Below are 13,405 nucleotides of genomic sequence, written 5' to 3' on the forward strand. Positions count from 1 at the left end.
GGGCGCGGTGTCCGGCTGGACCACACATGGTTAACGCAGAATGAACAGACTGGACATTTCTGCGTGTCCGACTGTGACGTCAGAGCGCGCGGGCGTAAGCCATGTCCACGTGGAACCGATCGAAGCCGAGTCGTTCGTACGTGTGGAGGGCGGCCGTGTTGTCGCCTTCGACGTACAGAAGGACGGTTCCGAGGCCGCGATCACGCAGGTAATGCATGCCCGCGAGAGTCAGCACTCGGCCGAGACCTCGTCCCTGCGCCGCGGGATCGATCCCCACGACGTACACCTCCCCCAGCTCCGGATCGTCACCTTCGGGTGCGTGCACCTTGGTCCAGTGAAAGCCGAGAAGAGTATCGGGATCGGTGTCCGCGAACGCCATGAACAGACCAGCAGGGTCGAACCAACCTTCGGCCGTTCTCTCGTCGATCTCCGCCTGGGTCCAGCCACCCTGCTCGGGATGCCAGGAGAAGGCCGCATTGTTGACGCGAAGGATCTCGGAATCGTCTTCGGGTCCACGATACGTCCGAATCTTCACACCTTCGGGCACAACGATTTCCGGAAGCTGCGGAGCATCGAGTGGTCGACGCAGCTGCAGGAGTTCACGAACGCTGACCAGATCGAGGCTCTTGGCGAATTCGACTGCGGCGTCGACGTTTCCGTGCGCCCAGACACGCGTGCCCGGCCGGCCCTCGTCGAATACCGCTGCGGCAAGCCTGGTTCCGATGCCGCGGCGCCGCGCCTGCGGGTCGACCACCAACTCCGCCATGTCGGGATGCTCGTCCGAACCGGCTTGCAGCTGCGCATAACCGACGACTGCATCGCCGTCGAGTTCGAGGAAGTGTCGCGCGCCGCCGCGCCCGGCAACGGCATGGCGCCCCTGTTCCGACACGGGCGCCTTGCCGTCGAACTCGGTTGCGCGATCGAGAAGCGCGGAAACCTGCTCGGCGAATCCAGCCGGCAGTGAATCTGTCCAACCCACGTCAGACCACCGATCCGTCGGCCGCGTCGTAGTCGACGTCCTCGTCGTCCTCGAACTGAACGGGAGCAGCTGCGCCACCCTTGGCCCTGGTCGGACGCACGGCCTTATATCCGACATTTCGGACTGTACCGATCAAGGACTCGTATTCGGTGCCGAGTTTCGCCCGCAGACGACGCACGTGGACGTCGACCGTCCTGGTGCCGCCGAAGAAGTCGTAGCCCCACACTTCCTGCAGCAGCTGCGCCCGGGTGAATACCCGTCCGGCGTGCTGCGCGAGGTACTTGAGCAGCTCGAATTCCTTGTAAGTCAAATCAAGGGGCCGTCCACGCAGTCGTGCCGTGTACGTCCCCTCGTCGATAACCAGTTCGCCCAGCGTGATCTTTCCCGACGCTTCCGGACTGGCCACACCGCCGCTGCGGGCGACCAACAACCGCAATCGGGCGTCCACCTCAGCCGGACCGGTACCGGGAAGCAGGATGTCGTCCAACCCCCAGTCGGCGTTGACGGCAACGAGTCCGCCTTCGGTGAGGACGGCGACCACAGGTACTGCGGATCCTGTGCTTCCGAGCAATCGACACAACCCGCGTGCGGCAGCCAGATCGGTGCGCGCATCCACCAATGCCACGTCCGCGGAACTTGCCTCGAGTAGCGAGGAAACCTCTGTGGGGGCAGGCCGAACCGAGTGCGCCAGCAACGCCAACGCCGGTAGTACAGCTTCCGGGTTGGGGTCGGAGGTGAGGAGGAGCAGTTCCACACGGCCTCCTATCTAGTAGCCCGCGCAACCCGTGAGGGCAACGCTCGAGTAGTTCGACGCTTTTGGTCGGTCCCTACATTAGCGTGCCTGGTACCGGGGCCGTCGCATCGAACCCCGACCGGAGTCCGTCACAATGGTGCGGTGCGCAAACTGATCATCGGCATCGTCTTTCTCCTCGGCCTCGGACTGGTGGCCGATTTCGGCGCGGCCGCGTACGCCGAGTACCGGGTTTCCCGCGAGCTCCGAACCGGCGCATCACTCGAGTCGGATCCGGAGGTCACCTTCAACGGGTTCCCCTTCCTCACCCAGGCACTCGGCGGGAAATACAAGGACGTCTACGTCAGAGCTACCGGCGTCCAGAGCGACGTGGTGGGCGAAGTGACCGTCGAGGCCGATCTGCGCGGGGTCACCGTTCCCTTCTCCGACATCGTGAACGGCAATGTCACCCAACTCCCCGTCGACAAACTCGACGGCCGGATGGGAATCAACGCCACCGACCTCGGAAAGCTGCTCAATATCCCTGACCTGCAGGTATCTTCGCCGCCGGCCAACAAGTCGGATGGCACCGGGGGCAGCGGCGGAACCGGAGCGAGCACCGCGGGCGCCGTCGTGCTGACGGGAACGGTTGCCGTCGGCCCGGTCGAGACTGCAGTGAGCGTGCAGGCCAACCTGGTTTTGGAAGGTGGGCAGGTCAAGATCGTCGCCAGCAATCTGTACTTCGGTCCGGAGGGCAAAGCCGATTTCTCGATCCCCGCAGCACTCGAACCCGTCGTCCTCGGACTGTTCAGCTACACGATCGATCCGCAGGCACTCCCCTACGGAATTCAGCCGAGCCTGGTCTACGCGGAAGGCGGAAGAATCGTGATCGAAGGCAGCGCCGAAAACACGACGATCGATCTCGCAGAGCTGCAGAACCGATGACCGGGATCACAATTCTGCTGGTCGCGCTGGTCGCCGTCGTCGCGGTCGGGCTCTTTCTCAAGTCGCGCAACGGAAAGGTCCGAGTCACCACGCCGGCCGCGACCGGCGCGGCGGACAGTCGCCTCGAACTGCTCCGCGCCGCTGGAGTCTCTTCGCCGAACGGCGGACCCGTCGTACTGCATTTCTCTGCCGACTGGTGCGGACCGTGCGCGGCAGTACGCCGCGTCGTCGGTCACGTCGTGATCTCGATGGCCGACGCTCCCCGTCCGCCGGTGGAGATCGAGCTCGACATCGACAAGGAACCGGCTCTGGCACGCGAGATGAGTGTCCTCTCGCTGCCCACCACCTTCATCCTCGACGGTGGCCTGGAGGAACAGTTCCGGGTGTCCGGAGTGCCATCCGCAGCCGATCTGAAAGCTGCACTCGTACCACTATCCGGACCCCACGAGCCAAAATCCGAGAATTCGGGGTAAACTCGCCGACGTGCAAACCCGCCACGAGCTGATGCTCACCCGACGCCGCGCAGTAGACCTGTGCCGCCTCGGGGGCTGTTGCTGTACCTGTTGCTGATCACCACATCCGTCAGATCTCTCTGACCTTCGAGCTTTCGCTCACGTGATCAATCCACCGAGTGGGACTTTGACGTCCCGTTTTCTCGGCCCAGGCACAGCATCATGCAATCCAGCGCAGGAGCACTCCCGATGTCCACAACCACACCCCAGCTCGAGCAGGTCGACGTCCGCGGACCTCGATTCGCCGCGTGGGTCACCACCGGCGTTCTCGTACTCACGCTCATCCTCTCGACCTTCTCACTGCCCGCCGCCACCGTCGTTCTCGCACTGCAGGCCATAGTCTTCGCGGTCGGAGCGGTACTCGGCCCCAAGCGCAGCCCGTACGGCCAGATCTTCGTCAAGCTCGTCGCCCCGCGACTCTCGCCGGTCAGCGAACGCGAACCCGTGGCGCCGCTGCGCTTCGCGCAGTTCGTCGGCTTCGTCTTCGCACTCGCCGGCACGGTCGGTTTCCTGGCCGGGTCGACGATCGTCGGCACCGTTGCCACCGGCTTCGCCTTGTTCGCGGCCCTGCTCAACGCCGCGTTCGGCATCTGCCTCGGCTGCCAGATCTATCCACTCGTCGCAAGGCTGCGAAATACCGGCCGCGCTACCACCGCGTGAAAACGCTTGCCCCACAACCCTGCTGAACCCCTGCTAGATAACGACCGATGCAAGACCACATCGAAAGGAACACCATGGCTCGCTCCGACGTCCTAGTCTCCGCTGACTGGGCTGAGCAGAACCTCAACACCCCCAAGACCGTTTTTGTCGAGGTGGACGAGGACACCAGCGCATACGACGGCGGCCACATCGAGGGTGCAGTCAAGCTCGACTGGCGCAAGGACCTCCAGGACGGCGTCCGACGCGACTTCCTGAACCAGGAGCAGTTCTCGGATCTGCTCTCCGCCAAAGGCATTGCGAACGACGACACCGTCGTTCTCTACGGTGGCAACAACAACTGGTTCGCCGCTTACGCTTACTGGTACTTCAAGCTGTACGGCCACCAGGACATCAAGCTGATCGACGGCGGCCGCAAGAAGTGGGAACTCGACGGACGCCCGCTCTCCAAGGACGCAGTCAACCGCGAAGCCACGCAGTACAAGGCCGAGACCCCCGACTTCTCGATCCGCGCATTCCGCGACGAGGTCATCGACGCCATCGGCAGCAAGAACCTCGTCGACGTTCGTAGCCCTGACGAGTTCTCGGGCAAGATCCTCGCTCCCGCCCACCTTCCGCAGGAGCAGGCGCAGCAGCGTGGCCACGTCCCCGGAGCCATCAACATCCCGTGGAGCACCACCGCCAACGAGGACGGCACCTTCAAGTCGGACGACGACCTCGCCAAGCTGTACGCGGAAAAGGGCTTCGACGACACCAAGGAAACGATCGCCTACTGCCGCATCGGCGAGCGTTCGAGCCACACCTGGTTCGTCCTGCAGGAGATCCTCGGCAAGAACAACGTCAAGAACTACGACGGCAGCTGGGTCGAATACGGCTCACTCGTCGGCGCACCGATCGAATTGGGAGCCTGATCATGTGTGGAGCACCTACCCAGGGCCAGACCCTGCCTGCCGGCGTCGACGTCGAGAAGGAAACGGTCATCACCGGCCGCGTTCTCGCAGCTGACGGCCAGCCCATCGGCGGCGCATTCGTGCGTCTGCTCGACGGCTCCGGAGAGTTCACGGCCGAGGTCGTGGCATCGGGAACCGGCGATTTCCGCTTCTTCGCCGCTCCGGGCGAGTGGACCGTGCGTGCACTGTCCAGCTCGGGCAACGGCACCTCCACCGTCGCTCCCGAGGGCTCGGGCGTGCACAACGTGGACGTGACCGTCAGCAAGTAATTCCTGCTTTGTCAGGCGGCCCCGCACCCCTCCGGTGCGGGGCCTTCTGCATTCCGGCTCCCGATTTTTCCGGTCGGTCGCCGCGGTCTAAGATGTACCCGTGGTCATTTTCTTCGAGGTACTCCTCGCACTCGCATCCGTCATGATCGCTTGGTTCTCCGTGTACGTCGTGTACCGCTTGGTCACCGACGAGTCGTGAGTCAGGCTCCGGATTCAGGGTCCGACGCGACCGCTGACGATTCCGCCGCTGCAGGTGCCGTAAGGCGCGGCAGCGGGGACGAAGCTGTCGCCATCGCCGTCGAGCGCTCCAAGTCGACGGCGTCGCTCAACATTCCGACCCTGCCGGACCTTCCGTTGCCGGAGGACACCGCAAACCTGCGCCTCGGCCCGGACATCAATCCCGAACTCCTCGCGCTTCTCCCCCTCGTCGGTGTCTGGCGCGGCGAAGGTGAAGGACACGACGAGAACGGCGACTACGCCTTCGGTCAGCAGATCGTCATCTCGCACGACGGCGGCCCCTACCTCAATTGGGAGTCCAGATCTTGGCGCCTCGACGCCGAGGGCAAGTACGTGAGCCCCGATCTGCGCGAGAGCGGTTACTGGCGCATGGGCGGCGACGGCATCCCGGGCAGCGTCAACCAGGAAGTGGTCGAACTCCTGCTCAGCCACAGCTCCGGTGTCGTCGAAATGTACTACGGGCGCGCACTCACCCAGGCGTCGTGGGAACTTGCCACCGACGTGGTGATCCGCAGCCAGTCGGGTGCACTGTACGGCGGCGCGAAGCGTCTGTACGGCATCGTCGAAGGCGGCGACCTCGCGTACGTCGAGGAGCGGATCATGTCTGACGGTGGCCTGGAACCGCGTCTCTCGGCCCGCCTGACGCGCTACATCGGCTAGCTCTGCTGTGCGCCTTTATTAACCCCCGGCGGTTAATAAAGGCGCACAGCAGATTTATCCACAGGCACCGACAAATTCCACAGGCGGGCTTCGGAGCGGCATCTTCGACCGATTCTTGTCGGTCCGCGATCTGACGGTATTCGCATGAGCTGCGACTACATCGATCCTGATCTCCGAAGACTCTTCGACTTCCAACACGGACTCGCGACCAATAAACAACTACGCCCTTTCGGCTATTCACCGCGGCGCATCCAACATCTGGTCGAATCGGGTCAATGGACTTCCGTCCTCCACGGCGTTCAATCCAGCACCAACGGCCCGCTCAACCGAGCAATGATTCTCGAGGCCGCCCTTCTGTTCGGCGGCGGAGAGACCTACCTGAGTCATCGGACGGCAGCTGAAGAGTGGGGACTCACGCACATCGAGTCCGAACTGCCGGTCCACATCACGGTCCGATACGGCAGATCCTCGCGCTGTCAGAGTCCGACGGTCAGACCCGAACGCTCCCCGGCGCGCCCCGTTCCGTTGGGGTGGTCCACTGCCCATCCCGGAGTGATCGTTCATCGTTCACGCGCTCAGGCCCACATCGGCGTTGCCACTCAGCCTGCTCGTACTTCGCTGGCCGACACCGCAATTGACCTGGCGGTTGCAGAGCCGTCGGCTCGCGACGCCGCTCGTTCTCTGGTTCGCTCGGCCACGGCGTGCAAAGTGTCACGGATGGAATTGCGCACCCGAATGGAATGCCGACGGCCGAGGCGATATGTCAAAGCGCTGTCCTCGACATTGGACCTGTTGGATCGCGGTGTCCAGTCGGTACTCGAGCATCGCTACGCAATCGAGGTCGAGCGAGCACACGGTTTGCCGGAAGCACGACGGCAATCGCCGGTCCTCGTCGATGGGAGAACTTTCTACGAGGACGTCGACTACCGCAATTGCGGTGTCGCACTGATCGTTCGACTCGACGGATTTGCCTTCCACTCTTCTCGGGCGACTGCGCTGCGGGATCGTCGGCGAGGAAACGCATCCGAACTGTCAGGCAACGCCACACTGGTCTTCGGTTGGGAGGAGGTGGAGGGGGCCTCGTGCCGAACTGCAGCCGAGGTCAGAGCGATCCTCGAGCGCGGTGGATGGTGGGGGCCTAATCCTTGTCCACGCTGTGCGCCTTTATTAACCGCCGGGGGTTGATAAAGGCGCACGGCACGAAGCGACCCCCGAGCCACACCCACGCTTTCGCGCGGATCCCGGTCGGACTGATCGGGGGCTCGGGGGTCGGGTGGCTGCCTGGGATTCGCCGGCCGCTCACGCGGTAAGTGAATTCCATCAGCGATTGCGGCTAGCTGGCAGCCACCTCACGCGTCCGTCTGTACTTCAATTTCAGACCACCTCCTTCCTTGTGTACAGGAGAAAGTACGCCCACTTCACGATGACGGCAACGTATTTTCCACAGAAACTCTTCCGACGCATATCACCTGGTCAGCTGTTGTGCCGTCCGGAAGTTGGTGGGTGACGACAACAACGGTTCGCGAAGAATCGACCAGCGTTGCGTCGCGACTGAGCAACTCGCGGAGCAACTGATCGCCCGCCTCCGCGTCCATGTGCTCGGTCGGCTCGTCGAGCAGCAGCACCTCCGCAGGCGAGACGATCGCGCGCGCCAACAGCAACCGACGACGCTCACCGCCCGAAACCGCTCGCATGCCGCCGACCAGGTAGGTGTCGAGCCCTCCCGGCAGTTCCGACAGCCAGTCGCCGAGACCAACTGCGGCAAGTGCCTTCTCCGCGTCCTCGGCGGTGAGGTCACCCCGCGCAACGCGCAGGTTCTCGAGTACCGACGTCTCGAAGAGGTGTGCGTCTTCGGCGAAGTACCCGACGTGCCTGCGCAGTTCGGCCGGATCGACTTCCGAAACATCCACTCCGCCAACGCGAACTGTTCCCGCGATAGGCGGCAGCAGTCCCGCCATCGTCATCAGCGCGGTGGTCTTTCCGGATCCGCTCTCGCCGACGACGGCAACACGAGCACCGCGAGGAAGATCCACCGACAGCGGTTCGGTCACCTTTCCCCCGGGCCAACCCGCCCGCAACGCGTGCACACTCAGGACCCCGTCCTCCGGCCACGCACGATTTCCTTCAACGTGTTCGGCGTCGGCTCGATCGAGTACCGCCATGATGCGTGCCGACGCCAGCCGCGCCTTGGTCAATGCCACCGCCGCGCTGGGCAGTATCGCGGTTCCCTCGAAAGCCGACAGCGGAAGCAGTACAAGGATTCCCATGGACATCGGTGACATGTCGGTGGTTCCGTACAGCGTAATTCCGATCAACAGGGCACCGAGGACGCTCACGCCGATTGCCAGGGGCGTCGCCGCGGCGGCAAAGGCACTCGGTACCGCCGCGCGATCGGTTGCATCGACCGCCTCGTTCTCGGCGGACACAGCCTCGCTCACCGCCTGATCCAAGCGACCCGATACCCGGAGCTCGGCGGAATGGTCGAGGGCGGTCACCGCGGACTCACTGAATCGCGCTGCGGCAGCAGAACTGTCGGCCTCGGCGAGACGAGCAGCACGAGCCGAAAGCCAGGGTGCCGCGATCCCGGACACCGCCAGCGCAACAGCCAGGATGAGCGCGGCCGGAACCGAGATGAACAACAGGATTCCCACCGCAGCAAACGCGAGGACAATCGAGACCGCAATCGGGATCAGTGCTTTGACGACGACGTCGCCCAGTGCATCCACGTCGGCGCCCGTACGTGAGAGCAGGTCACCGCGTCGTAGTCCGGCTGCTGCCGCGGGATCTCCTGCGGCCAACTGCTGGTAGATCCTCGATCGCGCCGCGGTGGTTCCGCGCAACGCGACGTCGTGCGTCGTCAATCGTTCGAGATAGCGGAAGACACCACGTGAGATTCCCAATGCGCGTACGGCAACTACCGCAACACTGAGATCGAGAACGGGGGGCATCTCCCAAGCACGCGTGATCAACCATGCGGACAGCGCGGCCAAGGCGAGTGCGCTACCGAGTGTTGCCACACCCGCCGCTACCGCCGTCAGTACGCGTCGTGGCCGAAGTTCCAGTAGCCGCAGAGCACGCAGAAGCGGATCGTGAGCGTCACTTCTCATGAGCGCGCACCTCGACGATCCGGTCAGCTGCGGCAAGCACACTCGGACGGTGGCAGATCACGACAACGGTGTCGCCACGCTCCGCCCGTGCTCTCAGAGAAGCCAACACTGTCCCTTCCGAATCCGAGTCGAGGTGAGCGGTGGGTTCGTCCAGGACAAGAACTGCGCGGTCCGAGGCAAGCACGCGTGTCAGTGCCAGCCGTTGCCGCTGCCCCAAAGACAGACCTGTACCGCCGACGCCGATCACGGTCTCGACGCCCGCAGGCAGCTCGGCCAGTACCGCGTCGAATCCCGTCGCAGCAGCGGCGTGGGTCAGTGCTTGCGCATCGACGACCCCGGTGAGATCGAGATTTTCACGAACGGTGCCGGGTAGGAGGACCGGATGCTGGGGAAGCCAGGCCAACTGACTCCACCACGCGTGCTCGTCCAGGTCTCGGACATCGACGCCGGCGACCGTCACACGCCCACTGCTCGGTTCGATCAACCCGAGCAGCGCGTGCACTGCCGTCGACTTGCCGCAGCCGTTGGGACCGGTGAGCACGGTGATCGCCCCTGGCGATGCCACGGCGGAAAGTCGAGACGGTGCGACTCCCCCACGAGAGGCCACACCGAGTCCGTCGAAGACGATGTCGGCGCCTCGAGCGACCACCGTCGTGCTACCACCCTCCGGCGCGGCAGAATCCGCCTCGATAACCTCGAATGCCTTGTCGGCTGCCGCCATTCCGTCCTCGGCGGCGTGGAACTGGGTTCCCACCATCCGAAGTGGCAGGTACACCTCGGGGGCGAGGATCAACGCGACTATCCCCGGCTCGAGTGACATGTCGCCGTACACCAGTCGCAAGCCGATACTCACGGCCACCAACGCGACGCAGAGCGTTGCGAGCAGTTCCAGCACCATCGAGGACAGGAACGCGACGCGGAGAGCTGACATCGTCGTTCTCCGATGAGCGTCACCGAGTTCACGGACGCGCTCGGCAGGACCTTGCTGACGACCGAGCGCCCGCAGCGTCGGCAAACCGGCAAGGAGATCGAGCAGTTGCGAAGACAACGTGGTCATCGCTGCCAGCGTCTTCTCCGACTTACCCTTTGTCAGCAGGCCGATCAGAATCATGAAGATGGGGATCAGCGGCAGCGTCACGAAGATGATGACCGCAGACGTCATGTCCTGCACCGCAATGACTATCAGGGTGATGGGTGTCAGCGTCACCGACAAGACCAGGGCCGGAAGGTATCCCGTCAGGTACGGACCAAGGCCGTCGACACCTCGGGTGACCACGGTCGCGATCTCGTCACGCCGCGGATCCAGATCGCGAGGACTCATCGCCGTCGCCGACGTCAGCACGCCGTTCTTGATCTCGGCAACGACGCGAGTCGACGCCCGGTGCGCATACCTGGTCTGCAGCCAGGTCCCCAGAACTCGGACCGCCACAGCTGCGGGGAGAACAACCAATTCGGTTGTCCACGAGGAAACATCCACAGTTCGAGTGGTGATCACTCCGGCCAGCACCCGGCCGATCATGAGCGCCGCGACGATGACCATCACGACGTTCACCATCGACAGAGCAACAGTCAGGATCAAGTAGCCGCGCGCAGAAGCGGAATGTCGCCACAGCCGCGGGTCGATCGGCCCCCGGCGACGCTCCCGAGTGGTGGGAGCGTCGCCTACTTCGATTGTCACGTGAATTCGACCGTCAGTTCTTTCGTGTTTCGAATGTGTCGTGATTCAGGGTTCGTGACTACCACGTCTTCTCCTTGAATCGGAGACCGATCGACGCCGGAATCTGCTTGGAGGAGATGCGCTGTCGGAACACCCAGTACGTCCAGCCCTGGTAGATGATCACCACCGGTGTCATGAATGCCGCGGCCCACGTCATCACCTTGAGCGTGTACGGACTCGACGACGCGTTCTCGATGGTCAGGCTGTACGCCGGATCAAGCGTCGACGGCATGACGTTCGGGAACAGCGAGGCGAACAGCAGCACGACAGTGGCGATGACGGCCACACAGGTGAGAACGAAAGCCCAGCCTTCGCGCTCGGCCCGCGTCAGGAAGACGACGCCGATCAGTGCCGCAGCAGCGGCGGCTACCAGAATCCACGTCCATCCCTTGCCGTAGGCGAGTTGCGTCCAGAGGACGAATCCGCCGGCGACCGGAATAGCCGGAATTGCCAGTCGTGCGGCAATTTTCACGGCGTCTTCACGAACCTCGTCGGCACTCTTGAGTGCCAGGAACACTGCGCCGTGGAGAGCGAACACCAGCGCGGTGGTCAGACCGCCGAGCAGCGCGTACGGATTGAGCAGATCGAAGAATCCCGACTCGACCTGCTTGTCGGCGTTGATCGCCACGCCCCGAACGATGTTCGCGAAAGCCACGCCCCAGAGAACTGCCGGGACCCAGGAGCCGAAGATGATGCCCCAGTCGCAACGCTGACGCCATTTGTCGTCGTCGATCTTGCTTCGCCATTCGATGGCACAGATACGAACGATCAAGGCCACCAGGATGATCAGCAGCGGTAGATAGAACCCGGAGAACAACGTCGCGTACCACTCCGGGAATGCCGCGAACATCGCGCCACCGGCGGTGATCAGCCACACTTCGTTGCCGTCCCACACCGGGCCGATCGTGTTGAGCGCCACCCGTCGACGCGTATCGGCCGGGAGGTCACTGCCTCTGCCGACGATCGGCATGAGCATCCCGACACCGAAATCGAACCCTTCGAGGACGAAGTAACCGATGAACAGTACTGCGACGAGCACGAACCATACTTCTTGAAGTCCCATGATCGCCTCCTAGTACGCGAACGACAGTTGTTTGGGCTTGTCCGGATCTTCCGGCTCGTCATGATCTGCATCGCCTGGTGGATGCATGTCGTGCTCCAACGGGCCTTCCTTCGCGTACCGCACGATCAGCTTGAACCAGACCACACCCAGCGCTCCGTACAGGAGGGTGAAGGTGATCAGCGAAGCCCAGACGGTAGCCGACGCGTGGTCCGAAACACCTTGGTCGACAGTGAGTCTGATCATGTCGACGCCGGTCGGATTGGGATGCACCACCCAGGGCTGACGGCCCATCTCGGTGAAAATCCAACCGGCACTGTTCGCCATGAACGGAGTGGGAATCGCGACGAGGCTGAGGACTCCGAACCACTTCTGGTCCGGGACTCGCCCCTTACGTGTGACCCACAGCCCCGCGAGAGCCAGTGCTGCCGAACCGGCGGCGAGGCCGATCATGGCGCGGAAAGACCAGTACGTGACAAAGAGATTCGGTCGGTAGTTACCCGGTCCGAAGTCCTGCTCCGCCTGCTCCTGCAGTTGGTTCACGCCTTGCAGTTCGACGCCGGTGAACTTGCCCTCGGCCAACCATGGCAGAACGAACGGCACCTTCAGAACGTGCGTCACGCTGTCACAGTTGTTGTGAGTGCCGATAGTGAGGATCGAGAAGTCCGGATCCATCTCGGTGTCGCACAGCGATTCCGCCGACGCCATCTTCATGGGTTGCTGCTGGAACATGAGCTTGCCTTGGACGTCACCGGTGTAGATGATTCCGATTCCGGCCACGATCATGACGAGCAACGCGAATCGTGTTGCCGGACGGTACATCGTGCGCGCGTCGGACTCGAGGCGTTCGGCTTCGGCGGCCTCAGCCTGCTTGGCGCGGCGCATGTTCCGCACCATCCACCAACCACTGATGCCGGCAACAAACGTCGCCGCCGTCAGGAAGGCGCCGGCAACCGCGTGCGGGAAGGCAGCGAGAGCGGTGTTGTTGGTCAGCAGCTCCCAGATACTGGTGAGCTCGGCACGACCCGTTTCAGGGTTGTACGTCGCACCGACCGGATGCTGCATGAACGAGTTGGCCGCGATGATGAAGAACGCCGACGCGTTGACGCCAATCGCCACGAGCCAAATGCACGCCAGGTGTACAAGTTTGGGCAGCCTGCCCCAACCGAAGATCCAGAGTCCGATGAAGACGGACTCCATGAAGAAGGCGACAAGGCCTTCCAATGCGAGCGGAGCTCCGAAGACGTCACCGACGAATCGCGAGTACTCGCTCCAGTTCATGCCGAACTGGAACTCCTGCACGATGCCGGTGGCTACACCGAGTGCGAAGTTGATGAGGAAAAGCTTGCCGAAGAACTTGGTGAGCCGATACCAGTGGTCCTTTTTGGTGACCACCCACATCGTCTGCATGATCGCGATCATCGGCGCAAGTCCGATGGTCAGCGGAACAAGGATGAAGTGGTAGACGGTAGTGATACCGAACTGCCACCTGGAGACGTCCAAAGTATCCATTGGCTACTCCGAGAGTAGGGCCCTGGGACAGGCTTCGGGGTTCGAGACGCGGGCAGTCGCTCGGCCCCTG

14 protein-coding genes are annotated in these 13,405 nt (G+C 63.3%); 8 read left to right on the plus strand and 6 right to left on the minus strand.

The window, feature by feature from the left end:
* Window positions 1-79 precede the first annotated feature (79 nt).
* Window positions 80-979, minus strand: coding sequence for a mycothiol synthase (gene mshD, locus RHP72_RS23340; protein ID WP_311093877.1), 900 nt, complete (start codon window positions 977-979; stop codon window positions 80-82).
* 1 nt (window position 980) lies between these two features.
* On the minus strand, window positions 981-1,733 hold the full coding sequence (locus RHP72_RS23345) for a response regulator transcription factor (protein ID WP_003939728.1): 753 nt from the start codon (window positions 1,731-1,733) through the stop codon (window positions 981-983).
* A gap of 141 nt (window positions 1,734-1,874) precedes the next feature.
* On the opposite strand from RHP72_RS23345, the gene RHP72_RS23350 reads away from it, so the two are divergent.
* From RHP72_RS23350 to RHP72_RS23380, 8 genes are all read left to right on the plus strand, one after another.
* Window positions 1,875-2,654 (plus strand): LmeA family phospholipid-binding protein, encoded by a 780-nt coding sequence (locus RHP72_RS23350; RefSeq protein WP_003939847.1) that lies wholly within the window; start codon window positions 1,875-1,877, stop codon window positions 2,652-2,654.
* On the plus strand, window positions 2,651-3,127 hold the full coding sequence (locus RHP72_RS23355) for a thioredoxin family protein (RefSeq protein ID WP_311093878.1): 477 nt from the start codon (window positions 2,651-2,653) through the stop codon (window positions 3,125-3,127). The genes RHP72_RS23350 and RHP72_RS23355 overlap by 4 nt, the downstream gene beginning before the upstream one ends.
* A gap of 10 nt (window positions 3,128-3,137) precedes the next feature.
* A complete protein-coding gene (locus RHP72_RS29445) occupies window positions 3,138-3,224 on the plus strand; it encodes a putative leader peptide (protein ID WP_350318872.1) in 87 nt (28 codons plus the stop codon).
* Between the two features lie 131 nt (window positions 3,225-3,355).
* Window positions 3,356-3,826 (plus strand): DUF4395 domain-containing protein, encoded by a 471-nt coding sequence (locus RHP72_RS23360; RefSeq protein WP_311093879.1) that lies wholly within the window; start codon window positions 3,356-3,358, stop codon window positions 3,824-3,826.
* Between the two features lie 74 nt (window positions 3,827-3,900).
* Entirely contained in the window at window positions 3,901-4,734 is an 834-nt protein-coding gene (locus tag RHP72_RS23365; protein ID WP_003939859.1) for a sulfurtransferase, read from the plus strand.
* Between the two features lie 2 nt (window positions 4,735-4,736).
* Complete coding sequence (locus tag RHP72_RS23370) at window positions 4,737-5,042, plus strand: DUF1416 domain-containing protein (RefSeq protein ID WP_003939797.1); 306 nt, start codon at window positions 4,737-4,739, stop codon at window positions 5,040-5,042.
* Between the two features lie 291 nt (window positions 5,043-5,333).
* Complete coding sequence (locus RHP72_RS23375; RefSeq protein ID WP_172827035.1) at window positions 5,334-5,939, plus strand: FABP family protein; 606 nt, start codon at window positions 5,334-5,336, stop codon at window positions 5,937-5,939.
* Between the two features lie 144 nt (window positions 5,940-6,083).
* Window positions 6,084-7,124 carry a type IV toxin-antitoxin system AbiEi family antitoxin domain-containing protein gene (locus RHP72_RS23380; RefSeq protein ID WP_063315846.1) on the plus strand — a complete coding sequence of 347 codons (1,041 nt, stop codon included), beginning with the start codon at window positions 6,084-6,086 and terminating at the stop codon, window positions 7,122-7,124.
* A 233-nt stretch (window positions 7,125-7,357) separates the two neighbouring features.
* On the opposite strand, the gene cydC is transcribed toward RHP72_RS23380, so the two are convergent.
* From cydC to RHP72_RS23400, 4 genes are read right to left on the minus strand one after another with little or no spacing between them, the layout of a single operon-like run.
* Entirely contained in the window at window positions 7,358-9,046 is a 1,689-nt protein-coding gene (gene cydC / locus RHP72_RS23385; RefSeq protein ID WP_311093880.1) for a thiol reductant ABC exporter subunit CydC, read from the minus strand.
* A complete protein-coding gene (gene cydD / locus RHP72_RS23390) occupies window positions 9,036-10,724 on the minus strand; it encodes a thiol reductant ABC exporter subunit CydD (RefSeq protein ID WP_311093881.1) in 1,689 nt (562 codons plus the stop codon). Before cydD ends, cydC begins: the two co-directional genes overlap by 11 nt.
* Window positions 10,725-10,782: 58 nt before the next feature.
* Window positions 10,783-11,826 carry a cytochrome d ubiquinol oxidase subunit II gene (gene cydB / locus RHP72_RS23395; RefSeq protein WP_003939727.1) on the minus strand — a complete coding sequence of 348 codons (1,044 nt, stop codon included), beginning with the start codon at window positions 11,824-11,826 and terminating at the stop codon, window positions 10,783-10,785.
* A 9-nt stretch (window positions 11,827-11,835) separates the two neighbouring features.
* Window positions 11,836-13,335, minus strand: coding sequence for a cytochrome ubiquinol oxidase subunit I (locus RHP72_RS23400; protein WP_311093882.1), 1,500 nt, complete (start codon window positions 13,333-13,335; stop codon window positions 11,836-11,838).
* Window positions 13,336-13,405 lie beyond the last annotated feature (70 nt).

It is taken from the genome of Rhodococcus sp. SG20037 (assembly GCF_031763325.1).
Lineage (GTDB): Bacteria > Actinomycetota > Actinomycetes > Mycobacteriales > Mycobacteriaceae > Rhodococcus_F > Rhodococcus_F qingshengii.

Bases quoted from the DNA above. Each gene is read 5' to 3' on its own strand.
- RHP72_RS23355 (WP_311093878.1), top strand. From the start codon at position 2,651: ATGACCGGGATCACAATTCTGCTGGTCGCGCTGGTCGCCGTCGTCGCG.
- RHP72_RS23360 (WP_311093879.1), top strand. From the start codon at position 3,356: ATGTCCACAACCACACCCCAGCTCGAGCAGGTCGACGTCCGCGGACCT.
- RHP72_RS23365 (WP_003939859.1), top strand. From the start codon at position 3,901: ATGGCTCGCTCCGACGTCCTAGTCTCCGCTGACTGGGCTGAGCAGAAC.
- RHP72_RS23370 (WP_003939797.1), top strand. From the start codon at position 4,737: ATGTGTGGAGCACCTACCCAGGGCCAGACCCTGCCTGCCGGCGTCGAC.
- RHP72_RS23380 (WP_063315846.1), top strand. From the start codon at position 6,084: ATGAGCTGCGACTACATCGATCCTGATCTCCGAAGACTCTTCGACTTC.
- cydC (WP_311093880.1), bottom strand. From the start codon at position 9,046: ATGAGAAGTGACGCTCACGATCCGCTTCTGCGTGCTCTGCGGCTACTG.
- cydB (WP_003939727.1), bottom strand. From the start codon at position 11,826: ATGGGACTTCAAGAAGTATGGTTCGTGCTCGTCGCAGTACTGTTCATC.
- RHP72_RS23400 (WP_311093882.1), bottom strand. From the start codon at position 13,335: ATGGATACTTTGGACGTCTCCAGGTGGCAGTTCGGTATCACTACCGTC.